The sequence below is a fragment of the Streptomyces sp. bgisy159 genome (assembly GCF_965341775.1).
In the GTDB taxonomy this organism is placed as follows: domain Bacteria; phylum Actinomycetota; class Actinomycetes; order Streptomycetales; family Streptomycetaceae; genus Streptomyces.
The window spans coordinates 1-25,788 of the sequence record NZ_CBDQZH010000021.1; the positions used below are offsets into that span (position 1 = coordinate 1).

Sequence of the window (25,788 nt, forward strand, 5' to 3'; positions counted from 1 at the left end):
GTGGAGGAGTCACGTAGACGCCGACCTCCAGCAGGTCGCCCCGCACCCCGGCGGCTTCCTGACGGTCCAGGACCCAGTCGAAGAGCACCTGGTCGAGCACGGGGAACCAGCCCGGGACGTCATCGAGCCGGAGGGGTGGTCGCATCGCGTCGTGCGGATCGCTCATGAGAAGTGAGCACTTCCTCGTGTGATGGACATTCAGGGAAATCCTCAGTCTCTTCCCGCGGCGCACCGTCCGAATCGGCGATCAGGTGAACAGCGGGGAAATTCTGGCCGATCGGTGAAGGCGGCGGCGAGGAAGGTAATGCGGTTGTTCACGCGGGTGCTTCTCCTGCCGTCGGACATATGACTCCGGGCGTTTACAGCCGGTTCACGTCGCGCCCATACCTTCAACCAATGCCAGACATATCCAGCCGGGCGCGAGGGTCTGTTCTGCCCCGCCAGCGTGGTGGCGCCGCGCTCGTCTCATATGTATTGCCCGTCTTCAACGAACAGGACGGGATCCGCCATTTCCACGAGGAACTCGTCACCGCCCTGAGCGAGCGCCCCGAGTTCGCCTATGAGTTGGTGTACGTCAACGACGGATCCGCCGACGGCACGCTGGCCATTCTGGAAGACATCGCGAAGAACGACCGGCGCGTCCGGGTCATCGACTTCGCCCGCAACTTCGGTCACCAGATGGCCATCACCGCCGGGATCGACGAGGCACACGGCGACGCCGTGATCGTCATGGACACCGACCTGCAGGACCCGCCCAGGGTCAGCCTGGAACTGATCGACGCCTGGCGGGACGGCGCGGAGATCGTGCATGCCCGCCGGCGCAGCCGGCAGGACACCTTCTTCAAGAAGACCACCGCGCACGCCTTCTACCGCCTGCTGCGCTCCTCCACCGACGTCGACATCCCGGTGGACACCGGCGACTTCCGGCTCATGGACCGCCGCGCCGCCGACGAGCTGCGGCGCTTCCGCGAGCGCAGCCGGTTCGTGCGCGGCATGGTCGCCTCGATGGGCTTCCGCCAGAGCGAGGTGCACTTCGACCGTGACGAGCGGTTCGCGGGGGAGACCAAGTACCCCCTGAAGAAGATGGCCCGCCTCGCCATCGACGGCCTGACCGGCTTCTCCACCGCACCCCTGCGGATGATCACCAAGCTGGGCTTCGCGGTGCTCGCGCTGTCCCTGGCCGGCATCGTCTACGCGCTCGCCATGAAGGTCCTGCGGCCCGACATCACGGTCTCCGGATGGACGATGCTGATGGTCGTCGTGCTCTTCCTCGGCGGCGTGCAGATGCTGTCGCTGGGCGTGCTCGGCAGCTACATCGGCCGCACCTACGCGGAGGTGCAGGGCCGCCCGCTGTACACGGTCCGGCAGGTCATCTCGCACGCCGCACCGGCCGGCAGCGGCCCGGGCGGCGCCGGCGGCCATGGCGACTGACACCGTCGAGAGCACCGGCAGCCGCGGCCGGGACCTCCGTCAGCTGGTCACGTACGCCCTGGTCGGCGGCAGCGGAGTCCTGCTCGACCTGGGCGCGTTCCTGCTGCTCTACAACGTGGCCGGGATGCACGAACAGGTGGCCAACGTGCTGTCCACCAGCCTCGGCATCACCAACAACTTCGTCCTGAACGCCCTGTTCACCTTCAGCAAGCGCGACCGCCTGCTGATCCGCTACCTGCGCTTCTACGCCGTCGGGCTGACCGGCATCGCCCTGACCTTCGTCCTGCTCGCGGTGTTCTCCCGGGGCCTCGGCATCGATCCGAACCTGGTGAAGGCCGGCTCGCTGCCGCTGGTGCTGCTCTTCCAGTTCGCGCTCAACAGAAAGTGGAGCTTCGCATGAATCTCGGCGTCATCGGCGCGGGAGCGACCGGCCTGACCGCCGCCTACGACGCGGTCAAGCGCGGTCATTCGGTGACCGTCCTGGAGGCCGCCGACGAACTGGGCGGACTCGCCGCGTCGATCACCGTCGGCGGGGTGCCGCTGGAGCGCTACTACCACCACATCTTCCGCAGCGACCGGCAGATGATCGAGCTGATCGAGGAACTGGGCCTCGGCGGCGACCTGCGTTTCCACAAGACCACCACCGGCGTCTACCGCGACGGCCGCATGCACCCCTTCAGCACCCCCCTCCAGATGCTGACCTCCCCGCTGTACGGCCTGCCCGCCGGCGTCCGCTTCGGTCTGTCGTCGGCGGTGCTGAAACTCGTGCGCGACGGGGAGCGGTTCAACGACCGCACCGCGCTGAGCTGGCTGAACAAGTGGGCCGGGCGGCGGGCCACCGAAGCCGTGTGGGAGCCGCTGCTGCGCGGCAAGTTCGGCGACCGCGCCGACCAGGTGTCGATGGCCTGGCTGTGGGCGCGCGTGCACTGCCGCACCTTCGAACTCGGCTATCTGGACGGCGGGTTCGAGCGGGTGTACGCCGCCCTGCGGGACCGGATCGCCGAGCGCGGCGGCAAGGTCGAGTTCGGCAAGCGGATGGAGACCATCCGGCAGGAGGGCGCCCACGGTCCGGTCACCGTGCGCACCGCCGACGGGGCCGCGTACACCTTCGACCACCTGATCGTGACGACGCCGCAGCCGGCCTTCGCCCAGGCCGCCGACGCGCCCGCCGACGACACGGTCCGGCGCAACCAGTACCTGGGCGCGACCTGCTTCGTCCTCGAACTGGACCGCAGCGCGATCCCGTACTACTGGCTCAACATCAACGAGCCGGACTTCCCGTTCCTGGCGGTCGTCGAGCACACGAAGATGATCGACCCGGCGCAGTACGGCGGCCGGCACATCCTCTACGTCGGCAACTACGTGGAGCGCGACGACTGGCGCTTCACCACCGCCCCGGCCGAGCTGCTCGACCGCTACCTGCCGTACCTGAAGCGGCTGAACCCGGCCTTCGAGCGCACCTGGATCCAGGACTGGCACTTCTCCCGGGCCCCGTTCGCCCAGCCGGTGGTCACCCCCGGGTACAAGGCGCTGATCCCGGGCCACCACACCCACCTGAGCCGGGTGACGCTGGCGACGATGGCCCAGATCTACCCGCAGGACCGCGGTCAGAGCTACTCGGTGGAGCTCGGCCACAAGGCGGCACGGATCGCGGGCGCGGCCTGACCCGTCCGGCTCACGCGCGGAAGGGGCCCCGGAACGGCGAATTCCCGGGGCCCCTTCCGCGCGCGGCGGTCAGCCGCGGTGGCGCAGGGTGCACACCACCAGCTGCCGGCCCTCCGGCCTGGGGCACGCGTAGGTGCGCCGGATGTCGTCGGCGATCTCCGGGTCGACCACCGCGAGGGACATCCAGCCCGGCTGGTAGACCATGTACTCGGCCGGGTGCTCCTGGGTGACGCAGCGCACGTTCTCCCGGGTCGAGGTGAGGCCGGCGACCTCGGGGAGCCGCTTGGTGACGCTCAGGAAGGTGGGGAAGGGGTAACGGCAGCCGGTCGGATGACCGACGTAGTACGCCTGCAGCCCGAACGCCAGATACAGCACCTCGGCGTCCTCCGGCAGCTCGGCCGCCACCTGCTCGCCGGCGGCCCGCGCGGCCTCGGCCTGCTCCTTCAGCTCGGCGTTGGTGGTGACGAGGTGGCCCTGCACCACCCGTACCCCGGACGACGGCCACACGGTCGCCGCCAGGCACACGACGAGCGCGAGCCCCGTCAGGGCGACCGGGACGCGCGGGGTGCGCGGCCGGCGGGGGGCCCGCGCGAGCCGCATGTCGACCAGCGCGGCGGCGAGGGACGCGGCGCACGCGTACCAGGCCAGGTCGACCGTGTACACGTCCTCGCGGACCAGGAAGATCAGCGGGGTGAGCGCCCCGAGCACCAGGGCGAGCGCGGTCAGGCACAGCGGCGGGCGGCGGTACGCGCCGTACCAGCGGCCGACCGCGAGACCGGTGAGCGCGGCGGCCACCACCGGCAGGGACTCCCCGTGGTACGCGAAGAAGTTCCCCTGGTACATCACGACGCCCAGGCCGACGACGACCAGCAGCGCGGTGACGACGACCGCCTCGACGCGCTGCCGGCGGGAGCCGAGGGTGACCGCGAACAGCAGCAGCGCTCCCGGCAGCAGCCCGAGCACGGGCGTCAGGACGATCCGGTCGCCCACGTACTGGGCGGTCCGCTGAAGGAGGTCGGAAACGACGACCGGCTCGGCGCCGCCCAGCTGGTGGACGTTGATGTGCGGCATGTCGCGCACCCACTGCAGCTCGCGCGAACCCGACCAGACGCTGATCCCGAACAGCAGACCGGTGGCGACGGCGGTGGCGGCGGCCAGCAGCAGCGCCCGGACCCGGTCCACGGCGAAGACCACGAGCAGCGCCATCGCGGCCGTGCCCGCCGTGGAGTACTTCAGCAGGACGGCCAGACCGAGGGGCAGCGCGGCCAGGGCGACCGCCCGCCACCGGTCGCGGACGCCCAGCGCGGCGGCGACGGCCACCACCGCGAAGACGATCGCGAACCACTCCGGCTGCAGGTAGTCGATGACGGGCGCGAAGGCGAGAGTGAGGGCGACCGGAGCCGCGACGAGCAGCGCGTCGCGCTCGGGCAGGCGCCGGCGCAGGGCCCGCCACAGCAGCAGGCCGGCCGCCGCGCACAGCACCAGGCCGACCAGCCGCATCAGGGCTTCGCTCACCGCGAACGAGCCGAAGGTGACGGCGTCCAGCCCGGCGATCAGCCACCGGTAGAAGAAAGGCCGGTGGGCGAACACCTCGGACGGGGAGAAGCCGCTCTCCCCCGTGGTGCGCAACGCGGCGAGCACATAGCGGATGTCGAGAAAGACACCCGCCGTCAGAGTGATGTGGAGCAGCAGCCCCGCGGTGACGAGGGCCGTCGTCCACCCGGCGGGGGAGGTGAGGCGCGAACGGCGGAAATCCGCCCCTCGTGGCGAATGCGGCAACAGGTCGCGGGAGTCGGTCGCGGAGGATTGCCGCGTCGTCGGGGTCGTCATGTGGTCACCTGGAGTTCCGTGTCCCGGCGAACGGCCAGCGCGCGCCGGAGCCGGGGGCCGAAGGGCTTCTCCACGAAGCGGTACAGCAGCCAGGCGATCGCCAGCATGGACAGCACCGTGACGGCGAGCGTCGGGTAGGCGTCGAGTCCGAGTCGGCGGTGCAGGACCCGCACGAAGAACCAGCCCAGGTGCTCGTGGATCAGATAGAAGGGGTAGGTCAGCGCCCCGGCCACCGTCAGCCAGCGCCAGTTGGCCCGGCCCGTCCAGCCCAGCGCGACCGCGGCGACGGCCGCGAAGGCGGCGAGGACGATCAGCTGGACGACGTACGGACTGCGGTGGAAGTCGCCGTGCGCGCCGGGATGCCACAGGCCCCTGACGGCGTACCGCTGGCCCAGCAGATAGCTGACCGCCACGATGCCCCACAGCAGCGGGTCGCTGCCGCAGCGGTGGATCAGGTACAGGGCGAGGCCGCCGACGAAGTACGGCGCGTACGCGGGCATCGCCAGCTCCTCGGCCAGCGGATGGTCGGCGACCGAGGCGAACAGCCCCGCCACCGTCCACAGGCAGCAGAACAGCACCACGCGCCGGTAGGTGACGCCCCGCCACACCACGAACAGCGCGAACAGCACGTAGAAGCGGGCCTCCACCCACAGCGTCCAGTCCACCCCCAGCACCCGGGGCACGCCCATCGGCTGCTGCAGCATGGTGAGGTTGACCAGCAGCTCGTCCGAGCGCAGCGGCTTCTGGACCACCGGCAGGACGACACAGGCCACCGTGACCAGCACCAGTGCCGCCCAGTACGCCGGGTACAGCCGGGAGACCCGGGAGCGGAAGAAGTCGCCCATGCTCCGGCCCCAGCTGCTCATGCAGATCACGAACCCGCTGATCACGAAGAAGAACTGCACGCCGAGCGGCCCGTACGTGGTGAACTGCGACAGCGTCGGGAACTTCACGGCGGGGGACTGGTGCCAGGAGTCGGAGATCTCGCCGCCCCGGCCGGTGTAGTGGTAGAGGCAGACCATCAGGGCCGCGACCAGCCGCAGCCCGTCCAGGGCGCGCAGCCTGCTCTCCCGCCGGGGCCGCACGGCGGGTGGGCCGGGCGGCGGGAGGTCCGGCCGGGGCGCCGGTTCGGGTATCGGTGCCGTGGCCTGCTCAGCCGCGCTCATCCTGGGGGCCTTCCCGTGGGACGTCGAGAGAGGTGGGTACCTGCTGAGGGAGGGGGCTTCCTCGCGGACTACCGCTTCGCGGCCGCCCGCTTGGTCGCCGCCCGCTTCATCGCCCGCGCCCGGCGCGCCAGCCGCCGTACCGCCGCGTTGCGGGGGATGAAGGCGAGCTGGGCCGGTACGGCGCCGGGGAGGGCCAGGGACGCCAGGCGGCGGCGCTTGAAGTAGCGCCAGGTGCGCTGGTCGAGGTGGGCGGAGAGGAAACGCTCCGCCTCGCCCCGCAGCCCGGGGTGGATCTGCGGCTGCATCGCGAACCCGACCGCCCTCAGCAGAGCGGACAGCTCCGCCACCCGCTCCCGCGACGGCATGGCCCAGCCCTCCACCGCCGCCCGGTCCGCCAGGTCGGGCAGCAGCGCGTCCACGATGGTCAGCGGCACCCGGTTGCTGTTCTGGTACGGCGTGAGCGCGGCCAGCACGGACTCGGTGCCCGTCCGCGCCACGGGCAGCCCGTGGAACCCGGCGGCGGTGAACAGCGCGGTGGAGAAGCAGCCGGCCACCAGCGCGGGCCGCAGCCGCAGACAGGCGACCTCGGCGAGCACCGGCCGCTCCAGCAGGGTGAGGTCGGCGCCCAGCTTCCGCGCCTCCTCCTCCAGCAGCCGCGACCAGCGGGCCGGGGCCAGCGGGTGCGGCTTGAAGACGATCGAGGTGTGCCCGAGCGCCACCGCGCCGCGCACCATGTCCAGGTGCAGCCGCTCCTCCTCGGCGTCGCCGATGATGTCGAGCGCCGACAGGTACTGCCCGAGCAGCAGCGCGGGACGCCGCTCGGGCGCCGTCAGCTCCCGCTCCTCCTCGGCCAGTTCGCCCAGCACCTTCAGGAAGGCCTCGGTCGGCACCAGGACCGGCGGCACCCCGAACTCGGTGAGCAGCAGCGGGGTCAGGCCCGGCACCAGGTCGAGGTGGAGCAGCCGGTCGATCCGGGTGCCGACCAGCGGATCGATCTTGTTGCGGGTGGGGCCGTAGCTCATCAGTCCGTCGGCGTAGACGTCGACCGGAGCGCCGGTGAAGATCTGGCACACCGCCAGCGACGGGTTGACCTGGATGGACTCCACCACCAGCCGGACCTCGTCGTCGCCGAGGTTCCACAGCAGGCGCACGTACCGCTCCCACAGCGGGATGTCGTCGCCGCGGGGGCTCCAGCCGCTCGGGTGGAACGGGGCGATGGCCTCGTTCCAGGACACCACCTCGTCGAAGCGCTCCCGAATGCGGTCGAAACCGGGCATGGTGTCGACGGACGGCGTGATCTCCGGGGTGGCCGCCGTGTTGAGGACCACCAGCAGCCGGCGGTCCGTCGGCTCGAAAAGCCCGGCGTCGAGGGCGGCTGCCAGGGTGGCGGCGCCGTACAGGGTCGAGACGCAGAAGATCCGGGTCGTACGGGCCATCAGGCGGCCACCGTCCGCGACGCGACCGGCCGACGGCGCACCCGGCGCAGCAGGCTCGCCCGCTCCAGGTCCATCGACTCCATGACGTCCGCGAGCACGTCCTGCGGCATTCTCTTCAGGGCGGCGGCGGACAGCGTCCGCAGTTTCCGGGCCACGGCTGGTTCGAACCTCTCGATCGAATCGAGGTGATGCGTGATGATGGCGCAGTAGGTGCGCACCGCTTTGGGCAGCAGTACGTCGGCCTCGCGGTCGCGGGCCGTTTCCTCGACCACCTGGTCGAAAGCGCGAATGAAATCCAGTTGGCGGACATCACCGATCTGGGTCAGGGACGAGGCGACCCCCCGCCGGTAATGCACACCGAGCAGGCCGACCACGCCGAAGGATTCCGCCTCCCGGTGGAGTTTCCAGATCCAGGGCCGGTCCTCGGCCGTGCGCAGCCCGTCGGTGAAGTGCAGCAGCCCGCGGTCGACCAGCCGCCGGTGGTAGACGCCCGCCCAGGCGTAGGGGTAGTCCACCGAGGTGGACCGGTCGGCGGGCAGGATCGCCTCCCTGGGGTTCAGCACCGTCCCGCGCCGGCCGTGCGGAACCCGCCGCACGCTGCGCGCCCGGCCGGTGCACTGCACATGGTCGGTGCGCACGAAGTCGCAGCCCAACTCCTCGATGGCGGCCAGGAGTCGCTCGTAGTAGCCCGCGCTCAGCCAGTCGTCGCCGTCCAGGAACGTCAGGTACTCGCCGCTCGCCCTGTCGATGCCGGTGTTGCGGGCGGTCGCCAGCCCCCCGTTCCTGTCGTGTCTGACCACCACCGCGCCCGGCAGCTCGCGCTCCGCGCGCGCCAGGATGTCCGGGGTCGCGTCGGTCGAGCAGTCGTCGACCAGGATGAACTCGAAGTCCTCACGCGCGTTCGCACGCAGGCTCACGAGGGTGTCGGGCGCGTATTGCTGCACGTTGTAGAACGGCACGATGACGGAGAGCTTTGGCACGCGGAAACACTAGGACGTGTCATGACGCCGCATGTATCCCGAAGGGGACCGCGGAGTGAACTCGACGTGTCGGAACAGTGCATCACACCTACTTTCCGGCCGTACTCCGGCCGATTCGGCAACAGGAGATGTGTTGTTAACTCACTGTTGACTTCAGGTTGGCGCGCGACTGGATTTCCCTTTCTAGCGTCTTCGCCGTGCCACCGAGTAAGCCGCCGAGCAATACGACGCCCCCGCGGATCGCGGTCCTCGCGGACTCCGACACCCGCTGGAAGTGGGGTGCCCTCACCGCCGCCCGCATCGCCCCCGGCGACGCGCCGACCGCCCCCGCCCCGGACGGGTTCCTGCTGCGAGGCCGGGCCACCCCCACCCCGCGCCAGCTGGCCGAGGTCGGCGTGCGCGCCGACTCCCTGCGCGAGGTCACGGCCGTGGAGTTCCTGCGGGTGATGGAACGGCAGGAGTACGACGTCGTCGTCCTCGCGCTGGTCGGCGGCGGGGTACAGGCCATGCTGCACGGCCTGGCCCACGCCTGGCGGGGCCGCGACCGGCGCCCGGTGGTCGTCACCGGCTACGTCGGCGTCGTCTACGAGAAGCTCACCGACGGCCTCCTGCTGCGGCACGGCGCCGACCTCGTCCTCGCCAACTCCCGCCAGGACGCCGAACGGTTCCGCGCGGTCTACGAGGGAGTGGGCGCCGACGCGTCCGCGGTGACCGAGGTGGCCCTGCCCTTCCTCGGCGGCGAGCCCTACCCCGGCGCGCCCGACCCGTCCGCGCCGCGGGGGCAGCGGCCCTACACCGTGGTGTTCGCCGCCCAGCCCTCCGTCCCCGACACCCGCCGCGACCGTACCTACCTGCTGGAGCGGCTGGTCCGGCACGCCCGGCTGCACCCCGGCCGGGAGGTGCTGCTCAAGCTGCGCTCCCGGCCCGGCGAACACACCACCCACATCGAGGAGCTGCCGTACCAGAAGCTGGCGCAGCGGCTCGACCCGCCGCCCAACTTCCGCCTGGTCTACGGCAACATGGGCGACGTCCTCGACCGCACCGACCTGATGGTCACGGTCAGCTCCACCGCGGCCCTGGAGTCCCTGCACCGCCGTATCCCGACCGTCGTCCTCACCGACCTCGGGGTGCGCGAGGCGCTCGGCAACCACCACTTCGTCGGCTCCGGGTGCCTCGCCTCCTGGGACCAGCTCGACGCCGGGCACCTGCCGGTGGCGGACACCGCGTGGGTGGCCCGGCAGGGGGTCGCCGCCGACGGCACGTACGCCACGGCCTTCGACGCGGCCCGGGAACGCATCGCCGGACTGCTCGGCCGCCCCGAGGGCCCGCCCCCGCTCGCCCCGTACTACACGGCCGAGACCGCCCCCGGCTATCTCCCCGGCGTCCTCGCACGCCACCACCTGGGCCCGGACGGCGTCCCCCTGCCCGGCGCACCCGCTGCCGACAAGGCCCCCGGCCCCGTCCGCCAGATCGTGCGCCGGGCCGCGCGAGGCGCCTACCGGCACGGCGTCCAGCGGGTGGCGCCGGTGATCCGACGGATGGGCGAGCTGTGATCCGCGGACCGGCGGCAGAAGGGGCCCGGGGCTGTGTTCCCCCACGCGGCTCCGCCGCGGGGGCGCGACCAGCCGGCCACGACCCGCACGCGCACGACGACACCGCCCTCCCGGGCCGCCCGACGACTTACGGAGCCCCCATGAAGAGCGACCCCCCGGCCCCGATGCCCCGCATCCTCGCCGTGATCCCCGCCCGAGGCGGCTCCAAGGGCGTACCCGCCAAGAACCTCGCCCCGGTCGGCGGCGTCCCGCTGGTCACCCGCGCCGTCCGGGAGTGCCGTGCGGCCCGGCTGGTCACCGACGTGGTCGTCTCCACCGACGACCAGGCCATCGCGGCCGCCGCCCGCCGGGCCGGCGCCGAGGTCGTGCTGCGGCCCGCCGCCATCGCCGGCGACACCGCGACCTCAGAGGCCGCCGTCCTGCACGCCCTGGACGCCCACGAGGCGCTGCACGGCGAGGTGGTCGACGTCGTGCTGCTGGTGCAGTGCACCAGCCCGTTCGTGGTCCGCGAGGACATCGACGGCGTCGCCGCGGCGGTCGCCGGCGGCGACGCCGACAGCGCCGTCACCGTCGCCCCCTTCCACGGCTTCGTCTGGCGGGACGCCGACGCCGACACCCACGCGGAGGGCGGCACGGGCGTCAACCACGACAAGGCGCACCGCCCCCGGCGCCAGGACCGCCCCCAGGACTACCTGGAGACCGGCGCCGCCTACGCCATGGACGCGGCCGGCTTCCGCAAGCACGGCCACCGCTTCTTCGGCCGCACCGACCTCGTGCGCACCGACCCCGCGCGCGTCCTGGAGATCGACGACCCGCACGACCTGGCCCGGGCCCGGGCCCTGGCGCCGCTGTTCGACGCCGGCCGGCCCGGCGCCCTGCCGGCCGCCGACGACATCGACGCGGTCGTCCTCGACTTCGACGGCACCCAGACCGACGACCGGGTGCTGATCGACTCCGACGGACGGGAGTTCGTCGCCGTGCACCGCGGCGACGGCCTCGGCATCGCCGCCCTGCGCCGAAGCGGCCTGAAGCTGCTGATCCTGTCCACCGAACAGAACCCGGTGGTCGCCGCCCGCGCCCGGAAGCTGAAGCTCCCGGTCCTGCACGGCGTCGACCGCAAGGACCTCGCGCTCAAGCAGTGGTGCGAGGAGCAGGGCATCGCGCCGGAGCGCGTGCTCTACGTCGGCAACGACGTCAACGACCTCCCGTGCTTCGCCCTCGTCGGCTGGCCCGTGGCGGTCGCGAGCGCCCACGACGCCGTACGTGGCGCCGCCCGCGCGGTCACCACCCTCCCCGGCGGCGACGGCGCGATCCGGGAGATCGCCGGCTGGATCCTCGGACCCTCTCTCGACCCCCTCCCCAAGTAAGGACATCCCTCACCATGAGCACCAACTCCCGCCTGCGTCACTTCGGTTCGCGCGAGGTCGGCCCCGGCCGCCCCGTCTACATCTGCGGCGAGATCGGCATCAACCACAACGGTGAGCTGGAGAACGCGTTCAAGCTCATCGACGCGGCCGCCGAGGCCGGCTGCGACGCCGTCAAGTTCCAGAAGCGCACGCCCGAGATCTGCACCCCGCGCGACCAGTGGGACATCGAGCGCGACACCCCCTGGGGCCGGATGACCTACATCGACTACCGCCACCGCGTGGAGTTCGGCGAGGACGAGTACCGGCAGATCGACGCGTACTGCAAGGAGAAGGGCCTGCACTGGTTCGCCTCCCCGTGGGACACCGAGGCGGTCGCCTTCCTGGAGAAGTTCGACCTGCCCGCCCACAAGGTCGCCAGCGCCTCCCTCACCGACGACGAACTGCTGCGTGCCCTGCGCGCGACGGGCCGCACGGTCATCCTCTCCACGGGCATGTCCACCCCGAAGCAGATCCGGCACGCGGTCGAGGTCCTCGGCAGCGACAACATCCTGATGTGCCACGCCACCTCCACCTACCCGGCGAAGGCCGAGGAGCTGAACCTCCGCGTGATCAACACGCTGGAGAAGGAGTACCCGAACGTCCCGATCGGCTACTCCGGACACGAGACCGGCCTGCAGACCACCCTGGCGGCCGTGGCCCTGGGCGCCGCCTTCGTCGAGCGTCACATCACCCTCGACCGCGCGATGTGGGGCTCCGACCAGGCCGCCTCCGTCGAACCGCAGGGCCTGACCCGCCTGGTGCGCGACATCCGCACCATCGAGGCGTCCCTCGGCGACGGCGTCAAGAAGGTCTACGACTCCGAGCTCGGCCCGATGAAGAAGCTGCGCCGCGTCACCGGCGTCGTCGCCGAGGCCGAGATCGCCGCCGCGGCGGGCGAACCGGTCACCGTCTGACCACCGCACCCACCCCCCTCACCCCATACGACGGGACGGTCGCACTCCCATGAGCCCCCGCGCCGGGACCGCCGGCACCCATACCCTCGCCTTCGTGGAGAGCCCGGTACAGCTGCTGAACGTACTGGAGTGGGCGCACGCGCACCTGCCCGGCGCGGGGCTCACCCTCGTGGTCCTCGCACCCGTCGACCCGATGACCCGCGGCCAGCTGCGCCGGATGGCCGAACTGGCCCGCGAGCAGGGCCACAAGGTCCGCTGGGAGGACGCGCGGGGCGGGGCGACGGCCCCCTTCCGCACGATAGGCGGGCTGGCGGGCGAACTGCGCCGGGCGGAGCGGATCGTCATGGGCGACCCGTTCTCCCGCTACGTCCAGCTCCTGCTGACCATCGCCCGCGCCCCGCAGCTGGTGGTGGTGGACGACGGCACGGCGACCATGGAGTTCGTCGGCCAGCTCGCCCGCGGCGAACGCCTGGTGCGCTGGCACCGCAAGGGCGGCCGCCCCGGCCCCCGCGACCTGCTGTTCGCCCCGGTGTCGGCGTCGGCGCGCCGCCGGCTGACACCGCGCGGCGAACGGCAGGTGGAGGTCTTCTCCTCGATGCCGATCGACCAGGCCCCGCCGGGGGTGCGGGTCACCCGCAACACCTTCGCCTGGACCCGGGCCCGCTTCGGCCCGCCCAGCGTCACCAAGGGCGCCGACCTGGTGGGCACCTCGCTGGTGGAGACCGGCGTCGTCGACGCCGACCACTACCTCGCGGCGGTCCGGGCCCTGGCCCGGACACACGGCGCCACCCGCTACTTCGCCCACCGCCGCGAAAGCGCCGACAAACTCCACCGGCTGGCCGTGGAGACCGGCCTGGAGGTGGTCCGCCCCGAACTGCCCCTGGAACTCGTCGCCCGCCGCGGCCCCATCGGCTCGACCGTCCTCAGCTTCCCCTCCACCGTCGTCCACACCCTCCCGCTGGCCCTGTCCGGCACCGAGGTCCGCATCGCCGTCTGCGACATCGACCCCACCTGGCTCACCCGCCACGCCTCGCCGCGCGCCGGAAGCTTCCTGTCGGGCGTGACGGACACGGCCCGCGATGCCCACCGGCTGGCGTCGGTGGGGGTGCAGCCGGCGTAGGGCGGCCCGGCCGACCCGACTCGGTGGACCTACGCGGTCACAGCACCGAGGCGGCGCCGAAGCTCCTCCTGCGAGACGTCTTCCACGTGGGTCAGGAACACCCACATGTGGCCCGAGGGGTCCTTGAGAATGACGGTGCGATCACCGTGGAACATGTCCTTCGGCGGCTGGAGGATCTCGGCGCCGGCGGCTTCCGCCCGCGCGGCCAGGCTGTCGACGTCCGGCACGAAGACATGCAGCGTGACGGAGGTGGCGCCGCCCAGTGCGGCGGGCGCGGCGAAGGAGGCGGCCTCCGCCTCGTCCACGCTCGCGTCGCCCAGCATCAGGACCGACCGTCCGACGGTGATCTCGGCGTGCAGGATCCCGCCGCCCGGAGCGTCGATCCGGAAGTCCTCACGAGCGCCGAACGCCCGCTGGTAGAAGTCGATCGCCGCGGCGGCGTCGTCGAGCATGATGTGCGGGATCACGGCATAGCGGTACCGGTCGGGGACCTCGGTGTGGGCTGTGTGCTCGGTCACGGCGGATCTCCCTGCAAGGACGCCGCGGGTCGGTTCCTGCGGCTGTGCAAGGAAACCTAGAAGCTCAAGTCCGGTTGAGGGCAAGCGCCGATGCGGGCCGCCCGCTCCGCCGGCCGCCGCCCTGGTGCCGGGACGCACGCAGTCTTGACGTGTACTGGATGAGATGAGTCCATGGGAGCGCTCCCATCGCTCGGACGTCCCCACCCCGCCCACACCCACACCCACCTCACTTCTGGAGCCGCAGTGAGAACACCCCGACACCTGCTGAGCCGTCTTACCGGCCTGCTCGCGCTGGCCGGACTGTTCGCCGCCGGTCCGACCGCCGCGCACGCGACCACCGCACACGCCGCCGAGTCGCACGCCACCGAGTCACACGCCACCGAGTCGCCCGCCGCCCTCGCCGCCGGCCTGCACATCAGCGACGGCCGGCTGGTCGAAGGCAACGGCAACGACTTCGTCATGCGGGGCGTCAACCACGCCCACACCTGGTACCCGGGCCGCACCCAGCAGTCCCTCGCCGACATCAAGACGTTCGGCGCCAACACCGTCCGCGTCGTCCTCGCCGACGGCCATCGCTGGGCCGCCGACAGCCCGTCCGACGTCGCGAACATCGTCAGCCAGTGCAAGGCCAACCGGCTGATCTGTGTCCTGGAGGTGCACGACACCACGGGATACGGCGAGGAGGCCGCGGCCGGCACCCTGGACCAGGCCGCCGACTACTGGATCGGCCTGAAGGACGTCCTCGCCGGCGAAGAGGACTACATCGTCATCAACATCGGCAACGAGCCCTGGGGCAACACCGACCCCGCGGGCTGGACCGCACCCACCACCGCCGCCGTCAAGAAGCTGCGTGCCGCCGGCTTCCAGCACACGATCATGGTCGACGCGCCCAACTGGGGACAGGACTGGCAGGGCGTCATGCGGGACAACGCCGCATCCGTCTACGCCGCAGACCCCACCGGCAACCTGCTCTTCTCGATCCACATGTACAGCGTCTTCGACACCGCCCAGGAGATCACCGACTACCTCAACGCCTTCGTCGCCGCCCGACTGCCCATCGTCATCGGCGAGTTCGGCGGTCCCGCCGACCAGTGGGGCGACCCCGACGAGGACACCATGATGGCCACCGCCGAGCAGCTGGGCCTCGGCTACCTGGCCTGGTCCTGGAGCGGCAACACGGACCCCGTCCTCGACCTCGCGATCGACTTCGACCCGACCGACCTCAGCTCCTGGGGGCAGCGCATCTTCAACGGCGCCGACGGCATCGCGCAGACCGCCCGCGAGGCCACCGTCTTCGGTGGCGGCACGCCTGACGACACCGAGCCGCCGACCGCCCCCGGCACCCCGTCCGCGTCCGCCGTCACCGCCACCTCCACCACGCTGACCTGGGCCGCGGCCGCTGACAACGTTGGCGTGACCGGCTACGACGTGGTCCGCCTCGACGGCACCTCGGAGACCCGCGTCGCCACCACCACCGCCACCACGGCCACCGTCTCCGGGCTCACCGCCGCCACCTCCTACCGCTTCGCCGTCTACGCCCGTGACGCGGCCGGCAACCGCTCCGCTCGCTCGGCCGCGGTGACCGTCACCACCGGTGCCGGCGCCCCCGGCGGGTCCTGTGCGGTCGGCTACCGGGCGGTCGGCGAGTGGCCCGGCGGCTTCCAGGGCGAGATCGTCGTCCGCAACACCGGCACGACCGCCGTGGACGGCTGGACGCTGGCCTTCGCCTACACCGACGGGCAGACCGTCACCAACATGTGGGGCGGTACGGCCACCCAGTCCGGCGGCGCCGTGAGCGTCACCCCCGCTTCCTACACCCGCACCATCGCCGCCGGCGGCTCGGTCACCCTGGGCTTCACCGCCACCAAGGGCGCCACCAACACCGCCCCGGCCGCCTTCACCCTGAACGGCAGCACCTGCACGACCGCCTGACCGGCCGCCGCCGCGGGCCCTCGGCGAGCCGCTGCCCCGTCCCCTCCTGCCGACGCGAGCCGCCTCCGGCAGGAGGGACGGTCCGCGAGGCGGGACAGAACGCCCCAAGCGGAGGGAGCGACCGCCCAGGGACCGCCGGGGTCGGGGACAGGGCCAGGGCGAGGGCCGGCCCGGAGCACTTGGCCGCCCTGGGCCAACCGGCCGGTCCGGGGCGCCCGGCCGCCCCGGCTCGCCCCCGGTGCGCACCCCGCCACGGCCTCACGGAGGCTCCCCCTCCCACCAACCGAAGCCGTCCAGCAGCCGCCCCGCCTCCGTCTCCGCGACCTCGTCCGGCGGCACCGGGCGGGCCCGGCGGGCCTCCTCGCGGCGGCGGCGCAGGCCCGCCAGCCAGAGGACGCCGCCCAGCGCCGCCGCCACCAGCGCCATGACGGACAGCAGCCCGATCACCAGGAACGCCGTCCCGAACAGACCCGCCCGGGCGAGGAACCCCGGGATGTTCTCCTCGCCGCAGCCGCAGGCCCACAGGACGTCCCCCGCCCGAGCCCCCGCCACCCCCGTACCACTCGTCATGGCTGCCACCGTGCCCGCCGCCCCGACGCCGGGCACTCCCCGTGTCCGATCCGCCGCCCGGCAGTGACCCTTCCGGGACCTGGCCACGGTCCGGACACCGACGGAGAGCCGGTGGCGTGCGGTACGTCGGTACGGGTCGGGGTCCCGCACGCAGGCCCGCGCGGCCCCGGTTCGGTCCCGTTGACCGGACAGCCCCGGCGTGTCCTGGACGAGGCGTGGTATCCGTGAGGAAGAGAGAAACGGGTGGATTCATGATCGACCCGCTCGATGAGCGGGCGATTTTACCCACCCCAGACGGTAGCCATGCGCCGTGCGGCCAACTTTTCTTCCCCTATCGGGCGGAGTTTTGTTGATCGTGGGTCAGTTGACCGCCTCGGCGTCCTACCCTTCAGAGGGTGAAGCAACTGATGTCCCGAGAGTCCGAGGCCGACCCCGCTGCGAAAGCACTGCTTCCCGGCACCCTTCCGGAAGCCCTGCGCGCCGAACTCATCGCGTTCCGACGCGACCTGCACATGCATCCCGAGCTCGGCAACCAGGAGTTCCGCACCACCGCCGCGATCAAGGAGCGGTTGGAGAAGGCGGGGCTCACGCCGCGTGTGCTCCCGGTGGGCACCGGACTCATCTGCGACATCGGTACCGACGGTGCCGACGACGGGGCGGCGGGCGACGGCGTGCCGGTCCTCGCGTTGCGCGCGGACATCGACGCGCTGCCCATCCCGGACACGAAGAGTGAGTGTCCGTACCGTTCGACCGTGCCGGACCGCGCGCACGCCTGTGGCCACGACGTGCACACCACCGTCGTGCTCGGCGCCGGTCTGGTCCTCGCCGAGCTGCACCGCGAGGGTCTGCTGCCGCGTCCGGTCCGGCTGATCTTCCAACCGGCCGAAGAGGTCCTGCCCGGCGGCGCCGCCGACGTGATCGCGTCCGGCGCGATGACCGGTGTGGGGCGGATCCTGGCCGTGCACTGCGATCCCCGGGTCGACGCGGGGAAGGTCGGCCTGCGGGTCGGCGCCATCACCTCCGCCTGTGACCGGCTGGAGATCTCCCTCGACGGCCCCGGCGGCCACACCGCCCGCCCGCACCTGACCACCGACCTGGTCACGGCGGCGGCCCGGGTGGTCACCGACGTGCCCGCGCTGGTCTCCCGGCGCGTCGACACCCGCAGCGGGCTCGCGGTCACCTGGGGCCGTGTCGAGTGCGGCCACGCGCCCAACGTCATCCCGCAGCACGCCGAACTCTCCGGCACCGTCCGCTGCCTGGACATCGACGCCTGGCGGCAGGCGCCGGACATGGTGGTCGCCGCGATCGACGAGGTCGCCAACCTGCACCGCGCCAAGTCCGAGATCAACTACGTCCGAGGGGTCCCGCCCGTCGTCAACGACGCCGAGGTCACGGACCTGCTCCGCGAGGCGATGTCCGCCCGTCGCGGCCCGGAGTCCATCGAGGACACCGAGCAGAGCCTGGGCGGCGAGGACTTCTCCTGGTACCTGCAGCACGTCCCCGGAGCCATGGCCCGCCTCGGCGTCCGCACCCCCGGCGAGCGCACGGTCCGCGACCTCCACCAGGGCGACTTCGACGCGGACGAGTCGGCGATCACGGTCGGCGTGGAGCTGTTCACGGCCGCGGCCCTGGTCGACGCGGCGACCCGCCCGGCCTGACCTCGGCCCGCCCCGGCCCGCCCCGGCCTGCCCCGGCCCGACGCGGCTGGGGTTTCCGAGGCGACCCCGGAGGGCAGCACCCGGCCCCGCCGGGCCGGGTGCAGGTGGCTTGGCCAGACCCGGCGCGGGTGACCCACGCCCGGCCCGCCCGGCCCCGCCCGCCCGGCTTGATGTGCCCGGCCCCGCCCGGCCCGGTGCTGGTGGCATCGCCGGCCCGGTGCGGGTGGCTTCGCCGGGTTGGGTTACCTCGGCGTAACCGCCGTGCGGCGGCTGTAACCCGCGGGCGGCACGAATCGATAACGGCCGGGGAGAACCCCGTTCCCCTGCCCTTCTACGCGCGTTACTGTGCGCCGAAATCGCCGCCAGAGGCGGGCGGTTGGGGATGCGGGCCGGCGACGGACGACGGTGCCGTGGGGATGAAGGGGTGCTTGCCATGCGTCTGATTTCGCGGAGGACCGGATTCGCCCGGGCGGCGGTGGCCGTCGCGGTCGTCGCCCTGGCTGCCGCCGGCTGCGGTGAGTCCAGCTCCAGCTCCAGCTCCAGCTCGAAGAAGAGCGGTGACAGTGACGGGTCCGGCACGTACTCGGGCAAGGGCATCGGGCTGGCGTACGACATCGGCGGCAAGGGCGACCAGTCCTTCAACGACGCCGCGTACGCCGGCTTCCAGAAGGCCGACAAGGAGTTCCACATCGGCGGCCGGGACGTCGAGCCGCAGGACGGCGAGTCCGACGCGGACAAGGTGCAGCGGCTGACCCAGTTGGCCCAGGCGGGCTACAACCCGGTGATCGGCGTCGGCTACATCTACGCGCCGGCCGTCAAGGAGGTCGCCGCCAAGTTCCCGAAGACCACCTTCGGGATCATCGACGACGAGACCGTGGAGGCCGCGAACGTGGCCGACATGGTCTTCCACGAGGAGCAGGCCTCGTACCTGGCCGGCGTGGCCGCGGCCAAGGCGTCCAAGAAGGGCCACATCGGCTTCATCGGCGGCGTGGACATTCCGCTGATCCACAAGTTCGAGGCCGGCTACGTCCAGGGCGCCAAGTCGGTCGACCCGAACATCAAGATCGAGTCGCAGTACCTCACCCAGACACCCCAGGAGGGCGGCTTCGCCAGCCCCGACAAGGGCAAGGCGGGCGCCTCCGGCCAGATCGACGCCGGCGCCGACGTGATCTACCACGCGGCCGGCCTGTCCGGCCAGGGCGTGATCAGCGAGGCCGCCGCCCGCAAGGTGTGGGCGATCGGGGTCGACTCCGACCAGTACTCCCAGTCGTCGCTGGCCGCGTACAAGGACTACATCCTCGGCTCCGCCCTGAAGAACGTCGGCGGCGCGGTGTACGACCTGGCGAAGTCGGTCCACGAGGGCAAGCCGCTGACCGGTGTGGTGCGCGGCAGCCTCTCCAACGACGGTGTCGGGTTCGCCGACTCCAACCCGAAGTACCAGGCCATGCCCGAGGTCGTCGAGGCCGTGAACAAGGCCAAGAAGGACATCATCGACGGCAAGGTCACCGTCAACACGAAGTGATCCCCCCGGGGGCCGGGCGCCGCCCTGGCGGAGCCCCTCCCGGCCGTCCACAGGACACCCCAATAAGTACGACTTTTTCCGCCCGGTCTCTAGGCCCTCCGGGCGTCGTACAGGCCGTGCGCCCCTTGCCTCCGGTGAGGGGCACACGGCTGTCCGTAGTCTGGACAGTGACTGTGGCCACAGCTCGGTAACGGAGCGGACAGAAGGGTTTTTCCGTCTGGTCTACGCGCGTTACGCTGCGGCGGAACCAGCGCCTGGTCCGGGCGCTTGCACAAAGGAGTCACGTTCCATGCGCCGGGTGTCCCGTATCACGATCGCGGGTGTTGCTACCGCAGCCCTCGCTCTCACCGCTTCCGCCTGCGGAAGCTCGTCCTCCTCGTCGTCCTCCGGGGACGGCGACAAGAATCTGGGCCTCGCGCTCGCGTACGACATCGGCGGCAAGGGCGACCAGTCCTTCAATGATGCCGCGACGGCGGGCATGGAGAAGGCCGACAAGGAGTTCGGCTACAAGTCCACGGCCGTGGAGCCGCAGGACGGCGAGTCGGACGCCGACAAGGTGCAGCGTCTGGAGCAGCTGGCCAAGAAGGGCTACAACCCGGTCATCGGCGTCGGCTTCGCGTACGCGCCGGCCGTCAAGGAGGTCGCGGCCAAGTTCCCGAAGACCACCTTCGGCATCGTCGACGACGAGCAGACCAAGGCGCCGAACGTCGCGGACCTCGTGTTCTCCGAGGAGCAGGCCTCCTACCTGGCCGGCGTCACCGCCGCCAAGGCCACCAAGAGCAACGTCGTCGGCTTCATCGGCGGTGTGGACGTCCCGCTGATCCGCAAGTTCGAGGCGGGCTACAAGCAGGGCGTCGCGGACACCAAGAAGGGTGTCACCGTCAAGTCGCAGTTCCTCACGCAGACCGCTGCCGAGGGCGGCTTCTCCAGCCCCGACAAGGGGCAGAGCGCGGCCGAGGGCCAGATCGACGCCGGTGCGGACGTCGTCTACGCCGCCGCCGGCCTGTCCGGCCAGGGCGTGATCAAGGCCGCCGCCGCCAACAAGGTCTGGGCGATCGGCGTCGACTCCGACCAGTACAAGCAGGACGCGCTGGCCGCGTACAAGGACTACATCCTCACCTCGGCCATGAAGAACGTCGAGGGCGCGGTGTACGACCTGGCCAAGTCCGTCGAGGAGGGCAAGCCGGAGACCGGTGTCATCCGCGGCGACCTGTCCAACGGCGGTGTGAGCCTGTCGGACTCCAACCCGAAGTTCGCGAACAACCAGGAGATCCAGGACGCCGTGAAGAAGGCCGAGGAGGCCATCAAGAACGGCACCATCCAGGTTCAGACCTCCTGACCCCCAGGGCCTGGTCCACTCGGACCATGGTCGCGGGCACGCTGTCATGACAGCGTGACGACCACGCAACGGGGTGCGGGGAGAATTGCTCTCCCCGTGCCCCGGCCGTCGCGGGGGACGCACCCCCCTCGCGCGGCAGAATGCTCGGAACGGATCGGGGACGGGTCGGACCGCGACTCGGGACCGATCGATCCGGGCACTATTTAAAGCAGGGGCGCTACGCGCGTAGAGCGGCCCCCTTTCCCGAGGAGAGTGCGCCATCGACGCGTCCAGCAGCCCTCCGCTCAGCAAGACCTCGACCTCGGCCGTCGCGGTTGAGCTCACGGGCATCACCAAACGCTTCCCCGGTGTCGTCGCCAACCACGACATCCACCTGACGGTCCGCAAGGGCACCGTCCACGCCCTGGTCGGTGAGAACGGCGCCGGCAAGTCGACCCTGATGAAGATCCTCTACGGCATGCAGAAGCCGGACGAGGGCACCATCGCCGTCGACGGCGAGCAGGTCGGCTTCGGCAGCCCGGCCGACGCCATCGCCCGCGGCATCGGCATGGTCCACCAGCACTTCATGCTGGCCGACAACCTCACCGTGCTGGAGAACGTGGTCCTCGGCAGCGAGAAGATGCACGGCATCGGCGCCGGCGCCCGCAAGAAGATCAAGGAGATCTCCGACCGGTACGGCCTCGGCGTACGCCCCGACGTCCTCGTCGAGGACCTCGGCGTCGCCGACCGCCAGCGCGTGGAGATCCTCAAGGTCCTCTACCGCGGCGCCCGCACCCTCATCCTCGACGAGCCGACCGCCGTGCTCGTGCCGCAGGAGGTCGACGCCCTCTTCGCCAACCTGCGCGAACTGAAGGCGGAGGGCCTGGCCGTCATCTTCATCTCCCACAAGCTGGGCGAGGTGCTCTCCGTCGCCGACGACATCACCGTCATCCGGCGCGGCACCACCGTGGGCACCGCGATCCCGTCGCAGACCACCGCCCGCCAGCTCGCCGAGATGATGGTCGGCAGCGAGCTGCCCACCCCGGAGACCGCCGAGTCCACCGTCACCGACCGGGCCGTCGTCACCGTCCGCGGCCTGACCGTCTACGCAAGCGGCGGCGCCTCCCTCGGCGTCGAGGCCGAACCCTCGGTCGAAGGCGTCACCGGCGGCATGGAGGCGGTCGAGAGCGGCGAGGCGAAGAAGGCCCTCGACGACGTCACCTTCACCATCCACGCCGGCGAGGTCATGGGCATCGCGGGCGTCGAGGGCAACGGCCAGACCGAGCTGATCGACGCGCTGGTCGGCACCAAGAACGCCGACTCCGGCACCATCGAGTTCCTCGGCGAGAACATCACCGGCTGGGCCACCCGCCGCCGCCGCGAGGCCGGCATGGGCTACATCCCCGAGGACCGCCACCGCCAGGGCCTGCTCCTGGAGTCCCCGCTCTGGGAGAACCGCATCCTCGGCCATGTCACCGAGACGCCCAACGCCAAGGGCTTCTGGCTGAACCCCAAGGGCGCCCAGGACGACACCCGGCGCATCGTCGAGGAGTTCGACGTCCGCACCCCCGGCATCGACGTCACCGCCGCCTCGCTGTCCGGCGGCAACCAGCAGAAGCTGATCGTCGGCCGCGAGATGAGCCACGACCCGAAGTTCCTGATCGCCGCCCACCCCACCCGCGGTGTGGACGTCGGCGCGCAGGCCCAGATCTGGGACCGGATCCGCGAGGCCCGCCGAGAGGGCCTTGCCGTGCTGCTGATCTCCGCCGACCTGGACGAGCTGATCGGCCTGTCGGACACGCTGCGCGTCATCTACGACGGCAGGCTGGTCGCCGACGCCGACCCCGCCACCGTCACCCCGGAGGAGCTCGGCTCCGCCATGACGGGTGCCGTGTCGGGTCACCTGGAGCACCACGAGACGAGCGGCGACGGCGCCGCCCCGGAGGACGAGGCCCGATGAAGAAGTTCGACAGGGAGCGCGTGCTCCTCGCGCTGGCCGGCCCGGTCATCGCGCTCGTCGCGGCGATCCTGCTGACCTCGGTCGTACTGCTCGCCTCGGGCCGCAACCCGATCGAGCCGTACCAGCTGATGCTGGAGCAGATCGGCTACTCCGACATCCAGGTGCTGATCGTCAACCAGGCGTCGATGTACTACATCGCCGCCATCGGCGTCGCCCTCGGCTTCCGGATGAACCTGTTCAACATCGGTGTCGACGGCCAGTACCGCCTCGGCGCCCTGATGACCGCGGTGGTCGGCGCGCACGTGGCGCTGCCGTCCGTCCTCCAGGTCCCGCTGCTGCTGCTGGTCGGCGCCCTCACCGGCGCGATGTGGGCCGGCGTGGCGGGCGTCCTGAAGGTCACCCGCGGCGTCAGCGAGGTCGTCTCGACGATCATGCTGAACGCGATCGCCAGCGCCCTCATCGTCTACCTCACGCTCGACAACCACTTCGGCGTCCGGGTCGGCGACAACCGCACCACCGGCGTCATGAAGGAGTCCGGCTGGATCCCCGGCTTCGACCTCGGCCCCGACGTCGGTGAGATCTACGGCCTGGTCTTCCTCGCCGTCCTCGTCGGCATCGCCTACTGGGTGGTCCTCAACCGCACCCGCTTCGGCTTCGACCTGCGCGCCACCGGCGCCTCCGAGACCGCCGCCGCGGCCTCCGGCGTCAACGCCAAGCGGATGGTGCTCACCGCCATGCTCATCTCCGGCGCCGTGGCGGGCCTGTCCGGCCTGCCGCTGCTGATGGGCAGCTCCCACACCTACAGCCAGAGCTTCCCGGCCGGCCTCGGCTTCACCGCCATCGGCATCGCCCTGCTCGGCCGTAACAACCCCGGCGGCATCGCGCTCGCGGCCCTGCTGTGGGCCTTCCTCGACAAGGCGTCCCCGGCCCTCGACTACGCCACCCCGACGGCGTACGAGAAGGAGATCGCCACGATCATGCAGGGCGTCATCGTCTTCACGGTCGTCATCTCCTACGAGTTCGTACGGCAGTGGGGCCTGCGCCGCCAGCAGCAGCGCGTCGGCGCCCAGCTCGCCGCCGAGGCCGCCAACAGCAACGTCCACAAGGAGGCGGCTGCCTGATGAGCACCGCGACCGTCGCCAAGAGCCCGGCGAAGCAGCCGGGCAAGGCCAGCCGCCGTATGTCCCTGCCGGTACTCCTGCTGATCATCGCCGGCGTGCTGGTCCTCACCTCGATCGTCCGCATGATCTCCGGTGCCGACGGCATCACCTCCACCGGCCAGATGTCCACCGCCCTGCGCCTGGCCGTCCCCATCGGCCTCGCCGGTCTCGGCGGTCTGTGGGCCGAGCGCGCGGGTGTCGTCAACATCGGCCTCGAAGGCATGATGATCCTGGGCACCTGGTTCGGCGCCTGGGCCGGCTACCAGTGGGGCCCGTGGACCGGCGTCGTCTTCGGCATCCTCGGCGGCGCCCTCGGCGCGCTGCTGCACGCCGTCGCCACCGTCACCTTCAACGTCAACCACATCGTCTCCGGTGTGGCGCTGAACATCCTCGCCCTCGGCACCACCCGCTACCTGTCGAAGTTCACCTTCGAGGACGCCCCGCAGGGCTCCTCCAAGCAGTCCCCGCCGATCGAGTCGCTGGGCACCTTCGACGTCCCGGGCCTGTCCGACTGGCTGCAGACCCTCAACGGGAAGCACTGGTTCCTGATCTCGGACATCGCCGGCCTGCTCGGCGGCCTGGTCACCAACCTGTCGCCGCTGACCGTCGTCGCCGTCGCCCTGGTCCCGGCCACCTGGTGGGTGCTGTGGCGCACCGCCTTCGGCCTGCGCCTGCGCTCCTGCGGCGAGAACCCGGTCGCGGCCGAGTCCCTCGGCGTCAACGTCTACAAGTACAAGTACATCGCCGTGATCATCTCCGGCGGTCTCGCCGGCCTCGGCGGCGCCTTCCTGTCGATCGTGGCGTCCAACGTCTACCTCGACGGCCAGACCGCCGGCCGCGGCTTCATCGGCCTCGCCGCGATGATCTTCGGCAACTGGATGCCGGGCGGCCTCGCCCTCGGCGCCGGCCTCTTCGGCTACACCACCAGCCTCAACCTGCGCGGCGGCACCGTGAACGTCCACGCGCTGATCCTGCTGCTGGCCATGCTGCTGGTGGCCGGGGCGGTCTACCTGGTGTGGAAGAAGAAGTACGTCGCCGCCGGCGTCACGGCCGCGATCTCCGCGCTGATGTTCCTCTGGTACACCAGCACCGACGAGGTCCCGAGCCAGCTGGTGTCCGCCACCCCCTACATCGTCACCCTGCTGGTGCTCTCGCTGTCCGCGCAGCGCCTGCGGATGCCGAAGGCGGACGGTCTGCCGTACCGGAAGGGACAGGGCAAGTGAGCCCCGTCCCGGCCGGGGCCGGCGGCTGCGACTGGGAGCGGCTGCGGTCGGTGGCCCGCGAGGCCATGACCCACGCGTACGCCCCCTACAGCGGCTACCCGGTAGGCGTCGCCGCCCTGGTCGACGACGGCCGTACGGTCTCGGGCTGCAACGTCGAGAACGCCTCCTACGGGCTCGGCCTGTGCGCCGAGTGCGGGCTCGTCTCCCAGTTGCAGCGCACCGGCGGCGGCCGGCTGACGCACTTCACCTGCGTCGACGGCCAGGGCCGGCTCCTCGTGCCGTGCGGACGGTGCCGCCAGCTGCTGTTCGAGTTCGGCGGACCGGACCTCCAGATGGACACCCCGGCCGGGATCCTGCCGCTGTCCGAGATGCTGCCCCAGGCCTTCGGCCCGGACCATCTCACCCAGTGACTCCCGTGCGGCCCCT

At 71.5% G+C, this 25,788-nt stretch carries 21 protein-coding genes; 15 read left to right on the top strand and 6 right to left on the bottom strand.

Annotated features, from left to right (window positions below; translation table 11 throughout):
• Positions 1-396 precede the first annotated feature (396 nt).
• From ACSLTV_RS20675 to ACSLTV_RS20685, 3 genes are read left to right on the top strand one after another with little or no spacing between them, the layout of a single operon-like run.
• A complete protein-coding gene (locus tag ACSLTV_RS20675; protein WP_432134636.1) occupies positions 397-1,431 on the top strand; it encodes a glycosyltransferase family 2 protein in 1,035 nt (344 codons plus the stop codon).
• Positions 1,421-1,831, top strand: a complete 411-nt coding sequence (locus ACSLTV_RS20680) for a GtrA family protein (protein ID WP_432134637.1) — start codon at positions 1,421-1,423, stop codon at positions 1,829-1,831. Before ACSLTV_RS20675 ends, ACSLTV_RS20680 begins: the two co-directional genes overlap by 11 nt.
• Positions 1,828-3,096, top strand: a complete 1,269-nt coding sequence (locus tag ACSLTV_RS20685) for an NAD(P)/FAD-dependent oxidoreductase (RefSeq protein WP_432134638.1) — start codon at positions 1,828-1,830, stop codon at positions 3,094-3,096. The genes ACSLTV_RS20680 and ACSLTV_RS20685 overlap by 4 nt, the downstream gene beginning before the upstream one ends.
• A 69-nt stretch (positions 3,097-3,165) precedes the next feature.
• Here ACSLTV_RS20685 and ACSLTV_RS20690 read toward each other — a convergent pair whose 3' ends face one another.
• The 4 genes from ACSLTV_RS20690 to ACSLTV_RS20705 all read right to left on the bottom strand — a co-directional run bounded on the left by ACSLTV_RS20690 (position 3,166) and on the right by ACSLTV_RS20705 (position 8,508).
• Positions 3,166-4,926 (bottom strand): hypothetical protein, encoded by a 1,761-nt coding sequence (locus tag ACSLTV_RS20690; protein ID WP_432134639.1) that lies wholly within the window; start codon positions 4,924-4,926, stop codon positions 3,166-3,168.
• Positions 4,923-6,092, bottom strand: a complete 1,170-nt coding sequence (locus ACSLTV_RS20695) for an acyltransferase family protein (protein ID WP_432134640.1) — start codon at positions 6,090-6,092, stop codon at positions 4,923-4,925. Before ACSLTV_RS20695 ends, ACSLTV_RS20690 begins: the two co-directional genes overlap by 4 nt.
• Before the next feature lie 68 nt (positions 6,093-6,160).
• Positions 6,161-7,528: a polysialyltransferase family glycosyltransferase gene (locus ACSLTV_RS20700; RefSeq protein ID WP_432134641.1), complete on the bottom strand. Its 1,368-nt coding sequence runs from the start codon at positions 7,526-7,528 to the stop codon at positions 6,161-6,163.
• Positions 7,528-8,508, bottom strand: coding sequence for a glycosyltransferase family 2 protein (locus tag ACSLTV_RS20705; RefSeq protein ID WP_432134642.1), 981 nt, complete (start codon positions 8,506-8,508; stop codon positions 7,528-7,530). The genes ACSLTV_RS20700 and ACSLTV_RS20705 overlap by 1 nt, the downstream gene beginning before the upstream one ends.
• A gap of 197 nt (positions 8,509-8,705) precedes the next feature.
• On the opposite strand from ACSLTV_RS20705, the gene ACSLTV_RS20710 reads away from it, so the two are divergent.
• From ACSLTV_RS20710 to ACSLTV_RS20725, 4 genes are all read left to right on the top strand, one after another.
• On the top strand, positions 8,706-10,061 hold the full coding sequence (locus ACSLTV_RS20710) for a DUF6716 putative glycosyltransferase (protein WP_435612627.1): 1,356 nt from the start codon (positions 8,706-8,708) through the stop codon (positions 10,059-10,061).
• 140 nt (positions 10,062-10,201) lie between these two features.
• On the top strand, positions 10,202-11,428 hold the full coding sequence (locus ACSLTV_RS20715; RefSeq protein ID WP_432134644.1) for a cytidylyltransferase domain-containing protein: 1,227 nt from the start codon (positions 10,202-10,204) through the stop codon (positions 11,426-11,428).
• A gap of 14 nt (positions 11,429-11,442) precedes the next feature.
• Positions 11,443-12,381 (top strand): N-acetylneuraminate synthase family protein, encoded by a 939-nt coding sequence (locus tag ACSLTV_RS20720; protein WP_432134645.1) that lies wholly within the window; start codon positions 11,443-11,445, stop codon positions 12,379-12,381.
• 49 nt (positions 12,382-12,430) lie between these two features.
• On the top strand, positions 12,431-13,501 hold the full coding sequence (locus ACSLTV_RS20725; protein WP_432134646.1) for a hypothetical protein: 1,071 nt from the start codon (positions 12,431-12,433) through the stop codon (positions 13,499-13,501).
• Between the two features lie 29 nt (positions 13,502-13,530).
• Here ACSLTV_RS20725 and ACSLTV_RS20730 read toward each other — a convergent pair whose 3' ends face one another.
• Positions 13,531-14,019 (bottom strand): VOC family protein, encoded by a 489-nt coding sequence (locus tag ACSLTV_RS20730; protein ID WP_432157035.1) that lies wholly within the window; start codon positions 14,017-14,019, stop codon positions 13,531-13,533.
• Between the two features lie 171 nt (positions 14,020-14,190).
• Here ACSLTV_RS20730 and ACSLTV_RS20735 point away from each other — a divergent pair, with 171 nt between their 5' ends.
• Entirely contained in the window at positions 14,191-15,951 is a 1,761-nt protein-coding gene (locus ACSLTV_RS20735; RefSeq protein ID WP_435612628.1) for a cellulase family glycosylhydrolase, read from the top strand.
• A 258-nt stretch (positions 15,952-16,209) separates the two neighbouring features.
• Here the strand turns inward: ACSLTV_RS20735 and ACSLTV_RS20740 are convergent, their stop codons facing one another.
• A complete protein-coding gene (locus tag ACSLTV_RS20740; RefSeq protein ID WP_432134649.1) occupies positions 16,210-16,521 on the bottom strand; it encodes a hypothetical protein in 312 nt (103 codons plus the stop codon).
• Positions 16,522-16,928: 407 nt separating this feature from the next.
• On the opposite strand from ACSLTV_RS20740, the gene ACSLTV_RS20745 reads away from it, so the two are divergent.
• The 7 genes from ACSLTV_RS20745 to ACSLTV_RS20775 all read left to right on the top strand — a co-directional run bounded on the left by ACSLTV_RS20745 (position 16,929) and on the right by ACSLTV_RS20775 (position 25,772).
• Positions 16,929-18,179, top strand: coding sequence for a M20 family metallopeptidase (locus ACSLTV_RS20745; RefSeq protein WP_432134838.1), 1,251 nt, complete (start codon positions 16,929-16,931; stop codon positions 18,177-18,179).
• Between the two features lie 433 nt (positions 18,180-18,612).
• Positions 18,613-19,701, top strand: a complete 1,089-nt coding sequence (locus ACSLTV_RS20750; RefSeq protein ID WP_432157037.1) for a BMP family lipoprotein — start codon at positions 18,613-18,615, stop codon at positions 19,699-19,701.
• A 289-nt stretch (positions 19,702-19,990) separates the two neighbouring features.
• The gene (locus tag ACSLTV_RS20755; RefSeq protein WP_432134651.1) at positions 19,991-21,040 is read left to right on the top strand and encodes a BMP family lipoprotein; all 1,050 of its coding nucleotides are present in this window, start codon (positions 19,991-19,993) and stop codon (positions 21,038-21,040) included.
• 259 nt (positions 21,041-21,299) lie between these two features.
• A complete protein-coding gene (locus tag ACSLTV_RS20760) occupies positions 21,300-22,979 on the top strand; it encodes an ABC transporter ATP-binding protein (protein WP_432134839.1) in 1,680 nt (559 codons plus the stop codon).
• Entirely contained in the window at positions 22,976-24,100 is a 1,125-nt protein-coding gene (locus ACSLTV_RS20765) for an ABC transporter permease (protein ID WP_432134652.1), read from the top strand. The genes ACSLTV_RS20760 and ACSLTV_RS20765 overlap by 4 nt, the downstream gene beginning before the upstream one ends.
• Entirely contained in the window at positions 24,100-25,362 is a 1,263-nt protein-coding gene (locus tag ACSLTV_RS20770; RefSeq protein WP_432134653.1) for an ABC transporter permease, read from the top strand. Before ACSLTV_RS20765 ends, ACSLTV_RS20770 begins: the two co-directional genes overlap by 1 nt.
• Positions 25,359-25,772: a cytidine deaminase gene (locus tag ACSLTV_RS20775; protein WP_432134654.1), complete on the top strand. Its 414-nt coding sequence runs from the start codon at positions 25,359-25,361 to the stop codon at positions 25,770-25,772. Before ACSLTV_RS20770 ends, ACSLTV_RS20775 begins: the two co-directional genes overlap by 4 nt.
• The last annotated feature ends 16 nt before the right edge of the window (positions 25,773-25,788 follow it).